This window comes from Colwellia sp. 1_MG-2023, from assembly GCF_030546755.1.
Taxonomy (GTDB): Bacteria; Pseudomonadota; Gammaproteobacteria; order Enterobacterales; family Alteromonadaceae; genus Thalassotalea_H.
Genome location: NZ_JAUOPE010000007.1, coordinates 65,516 through 80,418, shown reverse-complemented (window position 1 = coordinate 80,418; position 14,903 = coordinate 65,516). Strand labels below are relative to the sequence as shown.

Sequence of the window (14,903 nt, the reverse complement as noted above, 5' to 3'; positions counted from 1 at the left end):
ATGGAACAGTTAACACTAAACCCAATCAATAAAATTAATGGCGAAATCTTTTTACCCGGTTCTAAAAGTTTGTCGAATCGTGCATTGTTAATAGCAGCGCTGGCGAAGGGCGAAACAAAGATTACCAACCTTTTAGTCAGTGACGACATCAATCATATGTTGGACGCCTTAACAATATTAAATATCAATTATTCCCTCAGTGAATGTGGTACTGAATGTACGGTTAAGGGTAATGGCGGATTTTTCAAGGTTGAATCACCTGTAGAACTATATTTAGGTAATGCTGGTACAGCCATGCGTCCTTTATGCGCAGCATTGGCCGCCAGTCAAGGAGAATTTATTCTCACTGGCGAGCCTAGAATGAAAGAAAGACCAATTGGTCATCTAATTAATGCTTTGGCACAACTTAATGCAGATATTGATTATTTAGAAAATCCTGACTATCCGCCGGTAAAAATTAACGGTAAAGCATTAACGGGAAGCGAGGTTAGTATTGATGGCTCTATCTCTAGCCAATTTTTAACCGCAATATTAATGATCACTCCATTATTAACAACAGACACACAAATTAATATTGAAGGTGACTTAGTTTCAAAGCCTTATATAGATATCACCTTAAATATCATGAGTCGTTTTGGTGTTGAAGTGCAAAATAACAATTATCAATCGTTTACCGTTAAAGGTAATCAAATTTATCAAGCCGTTGATAAATATATGGTCGAGGGTGATGCTTCTTCTGCATCGTACTTTTTAGCCGCGGGCGCTATAAAAGGCGGCGAAGTGACAGTACATGGCGTGGGTAAATTAAGTGTCCAAGGAGATAAACATTTTGCAGATGTCCTTGAAAAAATGGGCGCTGAAGTGATTTGGCAAGATGAGTCGATTACCGTTAAAGGCAAGCCACTTGTTAGTGTTGATATGGACATGAACCATATTCCAGATGCCGCAATGACCATTGCAACTACCGCGCTATTTGCCAAAGGTACTACAACAATAAGTAATATTTATAATTGGCGGGTTAAAGAAACCGATCGCTTGTTTGCTATGGCAACAGAGTTAAGAAAAGTTGGTGCAGATGTGATCGAAGGCGAAGACTTTATAACAATTACTCCACCTGAAAAGTTACAGCATGCAGAAATTGATACGTATAATGATCATCGCGTCGCAATGTGCTTTTCATTAGTAGCGTTAAGTGATACGCCCGTCACTATCAATGACCCTAAATGTACTGCGAAAACCTTCCCAGATTATTTTGATAAATTAGCACAAGTCTCTTGTTAAACTTGTAACAGGATAATTTTATAGGCGATTTTGTCTTTTAAATCCCGTATAATGCTGCCGATTTTCGACTTTAGGAGAAAAATGCATGCAGGAAAATGTACCTGTAATCACTATTGATGGACCAAGTGGTGCTGGCAAAGGAACAGCTGCTCGTTTGGTTGCAGAGCAGTTAGGTTGGCATTTACTAGATAGCGGCGCTATCTATCGTGTATTAGCTGTTGCTACACAATATCATCATCTTACTATTGATGAGGAAGAGCCATTAATTCCTATTGCTGCTCATTTGGATGTTCAATTTGAAATATCTAAAGAAGGCGAAAGTAAAGTTATACTTGAAGGCGAAAACGTAACTAACAGTATTCGAACTGAAGAAATTGGCGCTATTGCGTCAAAAGTTGCGGCTTTCCCGAGAGTAAGAGAAGCATTACTTCGTCGCCAAAGAGCATTTAAAGTGTCACCAGGGCTAGTCGCTGATGGCCGAGACATGGGCACAGTTGTTTTTATTGATGCCCCTGTAAAAGTATTTTTAACCGCTAGTGCAGAAGAGCGTGCAGAGCGTCGTTTTAATCAGTTGAAAGCTAAAGGCTTTGATGTTAAAATCGGGCGCCTTTTGGATGACATACGTCAACGAGATGAGCGAGATGAGAACCGTAAGGTTGCTCCGTTGGTCCCGGCAGAAGGTGCGTTAATTATTGATTCTACTGAACTTTCTATAGATGAAGTGGTCAGTAAAATCCTTTCATTTACGAATGAAAAATTAACAAAAACTACCAATTCTTAATAGTGAGCATTTTCTTAATAGTGAGCATTGGTAAAACTACCTAAGGTAAGGATGCATTAGGTCTTATTAACAACCCCATGAAACATGTAAGTTGATTGGATTTAAAAAATATTGAGCAATTTACGCTCTAGAGACATTATGACTGAAAATTTTGCACAACTTTTTGAAGAAAGTTTAAAAGAAATCGAAACACGCCCTGGTTCAATTATCAAAGGAACTGTGGTAGCCATCAACAAAGACAACGTTTTAGTTGACGCCGGCTTAAAATCTGAATCTGTAATCTCTATCGATCAGTTTAAAAACACTGCTGGCGAAGTAGAAATTAATGTTGGTGACGAAATTGATGTTGCATTAGATGCAACTGATGATGGTTTCGGTGAGACAATTCTTTCTCGTGAAAAAGCAAAACGTCACGAAGCTTGGCAAGTGCTTGAAAAAGCATACGAAGAAAAAGAAACTGTTATCGGTGTTATCAACGGTAAAGTTAAAGGTGGTTTCACGGTTGAAGTTAGCAACATTCGTGCTTTCTTACCGGGTTCATTAGTTGATGTACGTCCAGTACGTGACACAGCTCACCTTGAAGGTAAAGATTTAGAATTCAAAGTTATTAAGCTTGATCAAAAGCGTAATAACGTGGTTGTTTCTCGTCGCGCGGTTATCGAATCAGAAAGCAGCGTAGAACGTGACGCATTATTAGAATCGTTAGCTGAAGGTATCGAAGTTAAAGGTATCGTTAAGAACTTAACTGATTACGGTGCGTTTGTTGATTTAGGCGGTATTGACGGTCTATTACACATTACAGATATGGCTTGGAAGCGTGTTAAGCACCCAAGTGAAATCGTAAATGTTGGCGATGAAATCCAAGTTAAAGTATTGAAATTTGACCGTGAGCGTACTCGTGTATCTCTAGGTATGAAGCAGTTAGGCGAAGATCCATGGGTAGCAATTGCTAAGCGTTACCCTGAAGGTGCTAAACTTTCTGGTCGCGTAACTAACTTAACTGATTACGGTTGTTTTGTTGAAATCCAAGAAGGCGTTGAAGGCTTAGTTCACGTTTCTGAAATGGATTGGACTAACAAAAACATCCACCCATCTAAAGTTGTAAACTTAGGTGATACGGTTGAAGTAATGGTATTAGAAATTGACGAAGAACGTCGTCGTATTTCTCTTGGTCTTAAACAATGTATCCCGAACCCTTGGGAAGAGTTTGCTAAAAACTTCAACAAAGGTGATAAAGTATCAGGTAAGATCAAGTCAATTACTGACTTTGGTATCTTCATTGGTCTTGACGGTGGCATTGATGGTCTTGTTCACTTATCTGACATTTCATGGGCTGGCGGCGAAGAAGCTGTTCGTGAATATAAGAAAGGTGATGAAATCTCTGCAGTGGTACTTCAAGTTGACCCAGAGCGTGAGCGTATTTCGTTAGGTGTTAAACAAACTGAAGATGATCCGTTTAATCAATACCTTGCAGATAATAAAAAAGGTGCTATTGTTACAGGTAAGGTAGTTGAAGTAGACGCTAAAGGTGCTAAGATTGAATTAGTAGAAGGCGTTGAAGGTTACTTACGTGTTTCTGATATCTCTCGTGACCGTATCGAAGATGCAAGCACTGAATTATCTGTAGGTGATAGCGTTGAAACTAAGTTTATGGGTGTTGATCGTAAGAACCGCACTATTAGCTTATCAATCAAAGCGAAAGATCAAGCAGATGAGCGTGAAGCAATGGATAGCTTAAACCAAGAAGAAGATACTGGTTTAAGTGCTATGGCTGCAGCGTTTAAAAACGCTAAAAATTAATTTTTAGCTGGGACTGAGAAAAGCTTTTAATAGCTTTTCTCTATTTTAATTTCCATTGGCGTGATGCTATATGACACTGGGGGGTCGAATGACCAAATCAGAACTCATTGAAAGATTAGCGGATAAACTTAATCATTTATCTGCAAAAGATGTAGAACAAGCAATTAAAGAAATTCTTGAAATGATGGCACAAACCTTATCTAAAGGTGAGCGCATTGAAATCAGAGGCTTTGGTAGCTTCTCTTTACATTATCGTGCACCACGCGTTGGTAGGAATCCTAAAACTGGCGAATCAGTAGATCTCGCTGGAAAATATGTTCCACACTTTAAACCCGGCAAAGAATTACGTGAAAGAGTAAATCTTTCCATTACGTAATCAAAAATTAAATGAAAACGGCATGCTTTAGCATGCCTTTTTTTTGTTTAGCTCATAAAGATAAAAGGCTTAAGTTTTGAAAATATATCTTACTTTAATTATTTTGGTTGCCTTACTTATCATTGCATTCATTTTTGGCAGTCAAAATAACCAAATGTTCACCTTAAATTATTTAATTGCTCGAACAGAGATATCAGTAGCAACGGCAGTGAGTTTGTTTACTACTATTGGTTTTTTCCTTGGTATATTTTTCTCACTTTTGTGGAAATTTGTTCGAATGGTAAAGCCAAAATCAATTAGCAATAAAGGTTAAATCACGCCAATGTTAGAACTACTTTTTCTTTTATTACCGGTAGCGATGGGCTATGGCTGGTTTATGGGAAGAAACAGTGTTAAACAAAATGATCACTCAGCTAAACAAGATTTATCCATTAAGTATTCCACTGGTTTAAACTACCTGTTATCAAATCAACAAGACAAAGCTATTGAGTTTTTATTAGAAACGCTCAAGGTTGAAGATGATACCGTTGAAGCTCATTTTGCGATGGCTAATTTATTTCGTAAACGCGGTGAGTTAGACCGGGCACTGAAAGTGCATGAGCACCTTGTCAGACAAAAGCATCTTCCCAGTAAAGCTAAGCAACAAGCCGCTTTTGAATTAGGCAAAGATTTTCTGAGTGCTGGCTTGTACGACCGCGCTGAATCTATGTTTCATAAATTGCTAAAATCAAAAGATTTCAACTTAAAGTCGTTAAGTTATTTATTACAAATTTATCAATCGACCAAAGATTGGCAACATGGTTTACAACTTAATAAAGCGATAGCTAAATCTAACGATAAAAAACTCCTGCATACGTTAGCTAATTTTTATTGTGAGCTTGCGACCATAGCCTTAGAAAAAGATGAATTTATAGAAGTGTTAGAGTTATTAGAAAACGCACTTAAATACGATCCAAACTCTTGTCGAGCCAATTGGTTAATGGCAAAAATTTATGAGAATCATCAACAATTCAATGAAGCTTGTCAGTGTTATAAAGATATTTATACGCAAGATAAAGACTTCTTTCCCGATGTTATCGAACAAATGCAAGGTTGTTATCATCAACTTGATGCCGAAGATGAGTTCTATCAATTTATTAAAAAAGTCTATGATGAAACCGGTGGTAGTAGTGCGTTAATAAAATATTTATCGTTTGTTGAAAATAAGCATGGTTTGAAAAAAGCTCAAGACTATATGTTATCTGCGTTAAAAAGACGTCCGACGATTAAAGGCTTTAAACATTTTATTAAAATGCAGATGAACGAACAAAGCTCACCGCAAGAAAATGAAAACTTAGATATGATCAAAGAATTAATATCATCGTATCTTAGTGTCAAACAACGATATAGTTGTTGTAATTGTGGATTTAGTAGCAGCACTCATTATTGGTCGTGCCCATCATGTCATGATTGGGAACAATTAAAACCTGTGCGAGGCCTAGAAGGGGAATAATAGTTAGCTTCTTAGTTATTTTCTTCAAAATTATTGTCGAAAGTACTCACTGACTATCGTCAGCTCCGTGCTATCTCCTCAATCTTAAAGAAAATTCCGTCGAATCTAACTATTATTAACTTGGTTTAAGTGTTACTGCGTTTAAAATAGAAATAAATAATTAGTTTTAAAAATTAAGGAAACAGTATGAATGATCCAAAAGTAGTAGTCGCATTAGATTTTGATAATCAAGCTGATGCATTTGCTTTTGTTGATAAAATTCAACCCAATGATTGTCGATTAAAAGTGGGCAAAGAAATGTTCACTTATTTTGGTCCTGACTTTGTAAAAGCATTAGTCGATAGAGGCTTTGATGTTTTTCTTGATCTAAAATTTCATGATATTCCTAATACGGTTGCTAAAGCCGTAACAGCAGCTGCTGAGTTAGGCGTTTGGATGGTCAATGTTCATGCCTCAGGCGGTATGGAAATGATGACAAAAGCCAAAGAGGCATTAGTGCCATATGGTGACAAAGCTCCGTTATTAATAGCCGTTACTGTTTTAACCAGTATGAGCGAAGAAGATTTAATTGGCTTAGGCATTACAAAATCACCTGCCGAGCAAGTCCAGCATTTAGCTAACTTAACCAAACTCGCTGGTCTTGATGGTGTTGTATGTTCGGCACAAGAAGCTGAAACACTTAAAGATACACTAGGTAAAGATTTTAAGTTAATAACGCCAGGCATTCGTCCTGCAGGCGCTAGTGTCGATGACCAAAAACGTATTATGACGCCTGAAAAAGCTATTGATGTAGGCGTGGATTACTTAGTGATAGGTCGTCCTATTACTCAAGCGTTAGAGCCGCAAAAAGTATTACAAGACATTAATCTATCCATCCAATAATTTTTCATTATTTTCGATAGTGAAATGAAAATAAGTTAACGGCCGAAAAGTAAACTAATCGGCCGTTAATTAAATCAAGTATTAGCATTTTCTTGATCTTACCTACGTGAAAATACCCACGTGATAATCCCTTTTATCGAATTTACTTTTTTATTTGATTAGCTAAGACATTAAAATTAAATTCTTTTAATAATTGAACCAGTTTTATTAAAGGAAGACCTATTAGGGTATTTGGATCATCTCCTTCTAATTTATGGAATAAACAGATCCCTAAACCTTCACTTTTAAAACTTCCTGCACAATTAAGCGGTTGCTCTGCGTTAATATAATCTTTTATTTCTTGTTGACTTAAGGTATTAAAATGCACATGAAATGGTTCCACCAATGATTTCACTGTATTATCTTGGCTGTTAAATACACACAGTCCAGTATAGAAAGTCACCGTTTTCCCACTGAATTTAGTTAATTGATTGACAGCATTATCAAAAGTGTGTGGTTTACCTAGTATTTCATTATCACAAACAGCGACTTGATCAGAGCCAATGACCAAGCTTTCTGGAGATTTTTTTGCCACTGCTGCTGCTTTTTCTATGGCTAATCGCTCAACAAGTGCTTGTGGTGATTCGTTTAACTTAGGCGTTTCATCGGTTTCGGGTTTGCCACAGGTAAAGTTAATATTAAGTTTCTCTAGTAAACTTTTTCTAAAAGGAGAGGTTGAGGCCAAAATAATAGATTTAGTATTCATTTCGTAAATATCACACAAAAATTAATCAGTTTCTGCTAATATGAGGGCTATATTGAAAATTTAAACAAATTTAGTTATTTTTCTTTTGACAGCAGGCCTTAACGGCTTTATTATGCGCGCCTTATGCAGAATCTTAAGCTTCCGATCACAATAGACCCTTATAGAAGCGCACAGCGAAGTCTGGAGTGTGAAGGGATATATGAAACTTCGGGAATGAACAGATTGCTTGCTGCTTGTGAGAGCAGTAGTGAGCATGTGCATGTTAAAGTAGATTTTGGTGTGGATGAACTTGGTTTGGTATTTATATCAGCAAAGGGGTCGGCATCGGTTGTTTTAACATGTCAGCGGTGTACTGAGGCATTTGAGCATAAACTTTTAATAGACTTTGTTTTTAGTCCAGTAAAAGATGAAGAAGCCGCTGAAAATTTGCCGTCATATTATGACGCAATTGAATTAGATGAAAATGGTGAAGTTAACTTGCGAGATTTAGTGGAAGAAGAGTTGTTACTCGTAATTCCGTTAATTCCTAGGCATGAACTTAAAGACTGTCAGTCACCATCTGATAGTGTTTGGGGACAATTGCCTGTTGAGCATGAGAAGCCGAATCCATTTGACGTATTAAAAAAACTTAAGTAACTCGTTTGAGTTCACAATGATTTTAGGAGTTAGGAAATGGCAGTTCAAAAGAGCAAGAAGTCTCGTTCAAGACGTGGCATGCGCCGTTCACACGATGCTTTAACAGCAGAAAATTTATCAGTTGATCCAGTATCTGGTGAAACACACCGTCGTCATCACGTTACAGCTGATGGCTTCTACAAAGGTGTTAAAGTAATCGCTAAATAAGCTTTTACTTGGTAGAAGATATTTTGAATGATCTAACCATAGCGTTAGATGTTATGGGGGGCGATAAAGGCCCCCTTGTAACGATCCCCGCGGCAATTCTTGCAATTCAAAAATCGCAAAGATTACATCTTATTCTTTGTGGTGATGAAAAAGTTATTCAAGAGTTGTTGTCAGCGCATAAAGTTTTAACTCACCCTCAGTTATCTATATTTGCAACGTCAGAAGTTGTCTCTATGGATGAAAAGCCAAGTTCAGCCCTTCGAAACAAAAAAAATTCATCCATGCGAAAAGCATTAGATCTTGTCAAAGAAGGCAAAGCTCAAGCATGTGTCAGTGCCGGTAATACCGGAGCATTATTTGCGACAGCCCATTACGTGTTAAAAACATTACCAGGGGTTGAAAGGCCTGCTTTAATTTCTTCATTGCCAACTCACGAAGATAATAAACATGTGTTTATGCTTGATTTAGGGGCCAATGTTTTTTGTGATTCAACAATCTTATATCAATTCGGTGTTATGGGCTCGGCAATGGCAGAAGAAGTTGATGGCATAGAAAAACCTCGAATTGCTTTGTTGAATATGGGGGAAGAAGATATTAAAGGTAGTGACCACATTAAAATGGCAGCAAGTCAGCTTAATGCAAATACTTCAATAAACTACGTTGGGTTTATTGAAGGTAATGATATTTTTACTAATAAAGCCGATGTGATTGTTTGTGATGGCTTTGTTGGTAATGTCGCCTTAAAAACTTGTGAAGGTGTTGCAAAACTCGTCTATGAAAAACTTAAACATGTACTTTCTAAGCATTTCTTTGCGCGCTTTATAGGAAAGTTACTCGCTTCTACTTTAAAAAAACTGTTTAAACCCTTGAACCCCGACCAGTATAATGGTGCAAGTCTGATAGGATTGCGCGGTATTGTGATCAAGAGTCATGGCAATGCGAGTGTTTTAGCATTCGAATCTGCTATTTTTGAAGCCATGAAAGAAGTAGAACGCCAAGTGCCAATTAAAATTAAAAATAAATTAGCCTTGGGTTTAACAGATAAATAAGTCGATTGGTATGTGTAATAAACGCATAACGGGACTGAGAATCAATCCTCTTAAATCACAAACATTATAAAATTCGTTGTTACTGTTTTATCGTTTTTTGCATTCTATTGGGTGCTCAAACAGTAACATTACATGTTTAAATCGTTTAGGTAATACAATGAAAAATAATCTAGCCTTTATCTTTCCAGGACAAGGATCTCAAAGCGTTGCAATGTTGAGTGATTTTGCTGAAAATTCGGTGGTACAGTCAACATTTTCAGAGGCATCTCAATCTTTAGGTTATGACCTTTGGCAATTAATCAGTGAAGGTCCTGCAGAAAAGCTTAATCAAACTAATTTTACACAACCGGCATTACTAACCGCTAGTGTAGCTTTATGGCGTTTATGGCAAGCAGAGAGTGAATCTACTCCATCGATCATTGCAGGACATAGTTTAGGCGAATATTCAGCATTAGTTTGCGCGGGTGTTTTGTCGTTAGCTGATGGTGTTAAACTCGTTGAAAAGCGCGGTGAATTTATGCAAGCTTCTGTGCCAGAGGGTGTAGGCGCTATGGCCGCTGTTATTGGCTTAAGTGATGACAAAATCATTGAAGCTTGCGCACAAGCAGCAGAACAACAAGTAGTTTCTGCAGTGAATTTTAATTCCCCTGGTCAAGTGGTTATTGCCGGCAATAAAGAAGCGGTAGAGCGTGCAGGATTATTATGTAAAGAAGCTGGCGCTAAACGTGTGCTACCACTTCCTGTTAGCGTTCCGTCTCACTGTGCATTAATGAAAGATGCTGCAGACAAGCTAGCGCAAGAATTTAACGCGGTAACCTTCAATCAACCAAATACTCCTGTGGTTAATAATGTTGATGTTGCTATTGAAAGTGACGTAGAAGCGATTAAACAAGCGTTAATCAAACAACTTTATAGCCCAGTAAGATGGACAGAAACTATTGAACTTCTAGCTGATAAAGGAATTGATACGGCTGTAGAAGCAGGGCCAGGAAAAGTATTACAGGGTTTAGTAAAAAGAATAAATAAAACCATTTCATGTATTTCAGTGAATGATAATGACTCATTATCAAAAGCAAAAGAATTAATAAAATAGGAAAAATTATGTTTTCATTAGAAGGAAAGGTGGCATTGGTAACAGGCGCAAGCCGAGGTATCGGTAAAGCCATTGCTACTCAACTACAAACGTTAGGTGCTACGGTAATTGGTACTGCTACTTCAGAGCATGGTGCTGAAAAAATCAGTGACTATTTAGGTGCAGGACAAGGCATGGTATTAAATGTAACAAATGATGAGTCAATTGCGTCATTATTTGACACGATTAAAGATAATTTTGGCGGTGTTGATATTTTAATCAACAATGCCGGTATCACACGTGATAATTTATTTATGCGTATGAAAGACGATGAATGGGACGATATTATCAATACTAACTTGTCATCAGTCTTTAAAATCAGTAAAGCGGTTATTCGTACTATGATGAAAAAGCGCAATGGCCGTATTATTAATATTGGCTCAGTTGTTGGCACTATGGGCAATGCAGGACAAGTAAACTATGCGACTGCGAAAGCTGGACTCATTGGCTTTACTAAGTCATTAGCACGTGAAGTTGCATCTCGTGGTATCACAGTAAACACTGTTTCTCCGGGCTTTATCGACACAGACATGACGCAAACGTTAACAGATGAGCAAAAAGAAGGTATATTCTCTCAAGTGCCTGCAAATCGTTTAGGTAAGCCTGAAGAAATTGCAAATGCTGTGGCTTTTTTAGCTTCTGACAGCGCGGCATATATTACCGGTGAAACATTGCATGTAAACGGTGGCATGTATATGGTTTAATCAATATTCAACATTGAGATATTGATTATTCACGATTAAAAATTATAATAAAATTTATGTCTAAAGGTTAGACCAGTGCAAAAAGCAAAATTAGAAGCTTGCAAGGGACGCTTTAGACGAATACACTACACGCAATTTTGAAAAATTGTATTTTCTAGTAAAGGAAAAAAAATGAGTACTATCGAAGAACGCGTAAAAAAAATTACTATTGAGCAGTTAGGTGTGAGCGAAGACGAAGTGAAAACAGAAGCTTCTTTCGTTGATGACTTAGGTGCAGATTCTTTAGACACAGTTGAATTAGTAATGGCGTTAGAAGAAGAATTTGATACAGAAATTCCTGACGAAGAAGCTGAAAAGATCACAACTGTTCAAGCAGCTATCGATTACGTTACCGCTAACCAGTAATATTAGCTCGTTTAAAGTAATGAATCAGGCGGTATAATTACCGCCTATTTTGTTTTTATCTCTCAATAACCGTTGAGCGTATTTAAACAAATCCAACTTTTTCAAATATTCAATTCTATCGGAGGCAACTCTTCCTATGCGACGTGTTGTAATTACCGGTTATGGTATGCTTTCCCCATTGGGAAACAATGCTGAATCTACATGGCAAAATTTATTAGCGGGAAAAAGCGGTATTGGTGCTATTGAGCATTTTGATGTCAGTAATTTTCCAACGAAATTTGCAGGTTTAGTTAAAGGTTTTGATCCTGAACAATTTGGTATCGCCAAAAGAGACACTAAAAAAATGGACTTATTCATTCAATACGGTCTTGCGGCAGGTATTCAAGCATTTGAACATTCGGGTTTAGAAGTTACAGAGGATAATGCTGAACGTATTGGTGTTGCAGTAGGTTCAGGTATCGGTGGCTTGTCTTTAATTGAAGAAAATCATACCAAATACCTCAAAGGTGGCGTAAGAAAGCTTTCACCATTTTTTTGTCCGTCTACGATTTTAAATATGGCGGCCGGCCATCTATCAATAAAACTAGGGCTACGAGGTCCTAATATTGCGATTGTCACAGCTTGTACTTCTGGCGTGCATAATATTGGTCACGCTGCTCGAATGATTATGCATGGCGATGCTGATGCAATGCTTGCCGGTGGTGCTGAAAAAGCATCAACGGAATTAGGCATTGGTGGCTTTTGCGCGGCAAGAGCGCTTTCTACGCGTAATGATGATCCGCAAGCGGCAAGTCGACCTTGGGATAAAGACCGTGATGGTTTTGTTCTCAGTGATGGTGCTGGCATTGTCGTTGTTGAAGAGTATGAACATGCTAAAGCTCGAGGTGCAAATATATATGCAGAAATCGTCGGTTTTGGTATGAGTGGAGATGCTTATCACATGACTTCACCGCCAGCTGATGGTGCGGGTGGTGCGTTAGCCATGAAAAATGCTTTACGAGATGCCAAGATTAATGCGGAGCAAATTGGTTATATCAACGCGCACGGAACATCAACGATGGCTGGTGATAAAGCCGAAACCAATGCCGTTAAGTCAGTATTTGGTGAAGCAGCTTATTCTACTATGATGGGCTCGACCAAATCGATGACAGGTCATTTATTGGGAGCTGCTGGCTCTGTTGAAGCAATATTTACCGCTCAAGCGTTATTTAATAACCAAGTACCACCAACAATTAACCTCGATAACCCAGATGAAGGATGTGATCTCGATTATATTCAAGGGAGTGCCCGCGATGTTAATTTAGAATATGCCTTGTGTAACTCATTTGGCTTTGGCGGTACAAACGGTACCTTAGTATTGAAAAAAGTGAATTAATTTAGTCATGTAAGCGTTTTTAAGTGAAAGTTTTAATCTTTACTCGCTTAAAACTACGTAATTGAAATGAAAAAGTAAATAAGCCTGAATACTGTAGTGGTATTCAGGCTTATTTGTAAATACAATGACGAAGTATTCAATGGAAAAATATACAAAATTGTGACAACAAATTATAAAATCTTGAGTGATGCATGCTTTATTATTCAGTAAATGGTCAACAGCAATCTTCAATTGATATTAGTGATAGAGCTATTGCTTATGGTGACGGCATTTTTACGACAGCACATATTATTAATGGCCAAGTGCAGTTTTTATCAGCACATATCAACCGCCTGATTGAAGGCTGCCATTATTTAAAAATAGACTTTACTCAAAGCCAAGCATTAGTTGATGAAGTCGTTGCTGTAGCCAAAGCTTTTTCCACAGCGGTGTTAAAGGTTATTATCACTGCTGGCTCAGGAGGAAGAGGATATTCCCGTAAAGGCGTCAACGGGGCTCAAATCATAGTATCTGTTCATGACTTTCCAACGCATTATCAAACATGGTCTGAACAAGGTGTTTCTCTTGTAGACTGTAATATTCAATTAGGTCTTAATCCTTTGTTAAAAGGGCTTAAGCACTTAAATCGACTTGAACAAGTCTTAATTCGGGATGAATTAGATAACTCACCAGCGGATGATTTATTAGTCTGTGATTTAAATGGCTTTGTGGTTGAAACCAGTTGCGCAAATGTATTTTGGCTGCGTGATAAGCAACTTTTCACGCCCATTTTACATGATGCTGGTGTTTGTGGGCTATATAGGCAACAGATATTATCGTTTGATGAAAGCGTTCAACAAGTGAAAGAAAAGCCTACCGAATTAACCGATATTTCAGCGATGTTTATTTGTAATAGTGTCATGGGAATTGTCCCTGTAAAAACATTCAATAAAAAACCTTTAAATACTGAGTCGGTTATACAATATCGGAAAATTTTATTAAGTCATTTTCGTGATAAAGCGCTAAAAAAGGACAATTAATTTGACTCGATTAATTAAAATCTCAGTTGTTGTTTTTTTTATTGCGTGTTTGTTGTTAATCACTTTAGTGGCGACAACTTACCTTAAAGTTAATGAGGCGAACCTGCTTGTCGATGAAACTTTTATTACTTTAGCTCCTGGTACTACATTTAATCGCTTTACTAAAAAACTACAAAATGATGGCGTAGTGGATACGAGATTTTGGCTAAGAAACTATATTCGTTTCAATAAACAGTATGCGAAAATAAAAGCCGGAACATATTTAATTAAGCCTGGGCAAAGCTATCTATCAATATTATCAATGATCGCTAAAGGAGATGAGCATCAATTTTTTATTACTTTTGTTGAAGGCTCTACTTTTAAACAATGGTTAGCACAATTAAAGACCCGTAGCGAATTAACGCAGCGTTTACAAAGTGCTGAATCAATTAAGCAAATGTTACAATCATTTGGCATTGAGCAAGCTAACCCTGAAGGGTTATTTTTTCCTGATACGTATGCTTTTACTTACAAAACAACTGATATAGAAGTCCTGAAAAAAGCTTATGTAAAGATGAAGCAGCAATTAGATCTTGCTTGGAATACGAGAGCGGTAGGACTACCCTATAAAAATTCGTATCAAGCATTGATCATGGCTTCCATTATTGAAAAAGAAAGTGGTAAATTTTCTGAACATACTCGGATATCGTCAGTTTTTATTAATCGATTAAATAACAAAATGCGACTACAAACCGATCCGACAGTAATTTATGGCTTAGGTGAACGATATCAAGGTGATATTAAACGAATACATTTACGCGAAAAGACGCCATATAATACTTATCGTATTAATGGATTACCTCCTACACCTATTGCAATGCCAGGCTTATCTGCACTTGAGGCTGCTATGCACCCTGAAGAGAGTGATTATTTTTATTTTGTTAGTAATGGCCAAGGAAAGCACATCTTTTCAACGACGTTAACTGAGCATAATAAGGCCGTAGCCAAGTACCAGTTAGGTAAATAAACACATTTAGTAA

General features: G+C 37.4%; 17 protein-coding genes. 16 read left to right on the top strand and 1 reads right to left on the bottom strand.

The genetic code is table 11. The annotated features are described in order from the left end of the window. The 7 genes from aroA (at position 1) to pyrF (ending at position 6,612) form a co-directional block, all read left to right on the top strand. Complete coding sequence (gene aroA, locus Q4493_RS09830; RefSeq protein ID WP_303452073.1) at positions 1 to 1,281, top strand: 3-phosphoshikimate 1-carboxyvinyltransferase; 1,281 nt, start codon at positions 1 to 3, stop codon at positions 1,279 to 1,281. An 85-nt stretch (positions 1,282 to 1,366) separates the two neighbouring features. Continuing rightward, the gene (gene cmk, locus Q4493_RS09825; protein ID WP_303452070.1) at positions 1,367 to 2,062 is read left to right on the top strand and encodes a (d)CMP kinase; all 696 of its coding nucleotides are present in this window, start codon (positions 1,367 to 1,369) and stop codon (positions 2,060 to 2,062) included. Between the two features lie 138 nt (positions 2,063 to 2,200). After that, positions 2,201 to 3,862, top strand: coding sequence for a 30S ribosomal protein S1 (gene rpsA / locus Q4493_RS09820; RefSeq protein WP_303452068.1), 1,662 nt, complete (start codon positions 2,201 to 2,203; stop codon positions 3,860 to 3,862). Between the two features lie 88 nt (positions 3,863 to 3,950). Beyond that, a complete protein-coding gene (gene ihfB, locus Q4493_RS09815) occupies positions 3,951 to 4,238 on the top strand; it encodes an integration host factor subunit beta (RefSeq protein ID WP_303452066.1) in 288 nt (95 codons plus the stop codon). Positions 4,239 to 4,314: 76 nt separating this feature from the next. Continuing rightward, on the top strand, positions 4,315 to 4,551 hold the full coding sequence (locus tag Q4493_RS09810) for a LapA family protein (protein ID WP_303452064.1): 237 nt from the start codon (positions 4,315 to 4,317) through the stop codon (positions 4,549 to 4,551). Between the two features lie 9 nt (positions 4,552 to 4,560). Further along, positions 4,561 to 5,730 (top strand): lipopolysaccharide assembly protein LapB, encoded by a 1,170-nt coding sequence (lapB, locus tag Q4493_RS09805; protein ID WP_303452062.1) that lies wholly within the window; start codon positions 4,561 to 4,563, stop codon positions 5,728 to 5,730. A 186-nt stretch (positions 5,731 to 5,916) separates the two neighbouring features. Beyond that, positions 5,917 to 6,612 (top strand): orotidine-5'-phosphate decarboxylase, encoded by a 696-nt coding sequence (gene pyrF, locus Q4493_RS09800; protein WP_303452060.1) that lies wholly within the window; start codon positions 5,917 to 5,919, stop codon positions 6,610 to 6,612. Positions 6,613 to 6,754: 142 nt separating this feature from the next. On the opposite strand, the gene Q4493_RS09795 is transcribed toward pyrF, so the two are convergent. Further along, positions 6,755 to 7,357, bottom strand: a complete 603-nt coding sequence (locus tag Q4493_RS09795) for a nucleoside triphosphate pyrophosphatase (protein ID WP_303452058.1) — start codon at positions 7,355 to 7,357, stop codon at positions 6,755 to 6,757. Positions 7,358 to 7,480: 123 nt separating this feature from the next. Here Q4493_RS09795 and yceD point away from each other — a divergent pair, with 123 nt between their 5' ends. The 9 genes from yceD to mltG all read left to right on the top strand — a co-directional run bounded on the left by yceD (position 7,481) and on the right by mltG (position 14,890). Beyond that, positions 7,481 to 7,993, top strand: coding sequence for a 23S rRNA accumulation protein YceD (yceD, locus tag Q4493_RS09790; RefSeq protein ID WP_303452056.1), 513 nt, complete (start codon positions 7,481 to 7,483; stop codon positions 7,991 to 7,993). A gap of 36 nt (positions 7,994 to 8,029) precedes the next feature. Continuing rightward, a complete protein-coding gene (gene rpmF, locus Q4493_RS09785) occupies positions 8,030 to 8,200 on the top strand; it encodes a 50S ribosomal protein L32 (protein WP_116000475.1) in 171 nt (56 codons plus the stop codon). Between the two features lie 20 nt (positions 8,201 to 8,220). Continuing rightward, positions 8,221 to 9,249 (top strand): phosphate acyltransferase PlsX, encoded by a 1,029-nt coding sequence (gene plsX, locus Q4493_RS09780; protein WP_303452313.1) that lies wholly within the window; start codon positions 8,221 to 8,223, stop codon positions 9,247 to 9,249. A 157-nt stretch (positions 9,250 to 9,406) separates the two neighbouring features. Then, positions 9,407 to 10,342, top strand: a complete 936-nt coding sequence (gene fabD, locus Q4493_RS09775) for an ACP S-malonyltransferase (protein WP_303452046.1) — start codon at positions 9,407 to 9,409, stop codon at positions 10,340 to 10,342. Positions 10,343 to 10,350: 8 nt separating this feature from the next. Continuing rightward, positions 10,351 to 11,085 carry a 3-oxoacyl-ACP reductase FabG gene (gene fabG, locus Q4493_RS09770; RefSeq protein ID WP_303452044.1) on the top strand — a complete coding sequence of 245 codons (735 nt, stop codon included), beginning with the start codon at positions 10,351 to 10,353 and terminating at the stop codon, positions 11,083 to 11,085. Between the two features lie 171 nt (positions 11,086 to 11,256). Further along, positions 11,257 to 11,490 carry an acyl carrier protein gene (gene acpP, locus Q4493_RS09765; RefSeq protein ID WP_303452042.1) on the top strand — a complete coding sequence of 78 codons (234 nt, stop codon included), beginning with the start codon at positions 11,257 to 11,259 and terminating at the stop codon, positions 11,488 to 11,490. A 136-nt stretch (positions 11,491 to 11,626) separates the two neighbouring features. Further along, positions 11,627 to 12,865, top strand: a complete 1,239-nt coding sequence (fabF, locus tag Q4493_RS09760) for a beta-ketoacyl-ACP synthase II (protein WP_303452040.1) — start codon at positions 11,627 to 11,629, stop codon at positions 12,863 to 12,865. Positions 12,866 to 13,056: 191 nt separating this feature from the next. Continuing rightward, entirely contained in the window at positions 13,057 to 13,884 is an 828-nt protein-coding gene (gene pabC, locus Q4493_RS09755) for an aminodeoxychorismate lyase (protein WP_303452038.1), read from the top strand. A 1-nt stretch (position 13,885) separates the two neighbouring features. After that, positions 13,886 to 14,890, top strand: a complete 1,005-nt coding sequence (gene mltG / locus Q4493_RS09750) for an endolytic transglycosylase MltG (RefSeq protein WP_303452036.1) — start codon at positions 13,886 to 13,888, stop codon at positions 14,888 to 14,890. Positions 14,891 to 14,903: the final 13 nt, after the last annotated feature.

Bases quoted from the DNA above. Each gene is read 5' to 3' on its own strand.
- pyrF (WP_303452060.1), top strand. From the start codon at position 5,917: ATGAATGATCCAAAAGTAGTAGTCGCATTAGATTTTGATAATCAAGCT.
- yceD (WP_303452056.1), top strand. From the start codon at position 7,481: ATGCAGAATCTTAAGCTTCCGATCACAATAGACCCTTATAGAAGCGCA.
- aroA (WP_303452073.1), top strand. From the start codon at position 1: ATGGAACAGTTAACACTAAACCCAATCAATAAAATTAATGGCGAAATC.
- fabF (WP_303452040.1), top strand. From the start codon at position 11,627: ATGCGACGTGTTGTAATTACCGGTTATGGTATGCTTTCCCCATTGGGA.
- lapB (WP_303452062.1), top strand. From the start codon at position 4,561: ATGTTAGAACTACTTTTTCTTTTATTACCGGTAGCGATGGGCTATGGC.
- fabG (WP_303452044.1), top strand. From the start codon at position 10,351: ATGTTTTCATTAGAAGGAAAGGTGGCATTGGTAACAGGCGCAAGCCGA.
- rpsA (WP_303452068.1), top strand. From the start codon at position 2,201: ATGACTGAAAATTTTGCACAACTTTTTGAAGAAAGTTTAAAAGAAATC.
- cmk (WP_303452070.1), top strand. From the start codon at position 1,367: ATGCAGGAAAATGTACCTGTAATCACTATTGATGGACCAAGTGGTGCT.
- fabD (WP_303452046.1), top strand. From the start codon at position 9,407: ATGAAAAATAATCTAGCCTTTATCTTTCCAGGACAAGGATCTCAAAGC.
- pabC (WP_303452038.1), top strand. From the start codon at position 13,057: ATGCTTTATTATTCAGTAAATGGTCAACAGCAATCTTCAATTGATATT.
- acpP (WP_303452042.1), top strand. From the start codon at position 11,257: ATGAGTACTATCGAAGAACGCGTAAAAAAAATTACTATTGAGCAGTTA.
- rpmF (WP_116000475.1), top strand. From the start codon at position 8,030: ATGGCAGTTCAAAAGAGCAAGAAGTCTCGTTCAAGACGTGGCATGCGC.
- Q4493_RS09795 (WP_303452058.1), bottom strand. From the start codon at position 7,357: ATGAATACTAAATCTATTATTTTGGCCTCAACCTCTCCTTTTAGAAAA.
- ihfB (WP_303452066.1), top strand. From the start codon at position 3,951: ATGACCAAATCAGAACTCATTGAAAGATTAGCGGATAAACTTAATCAT.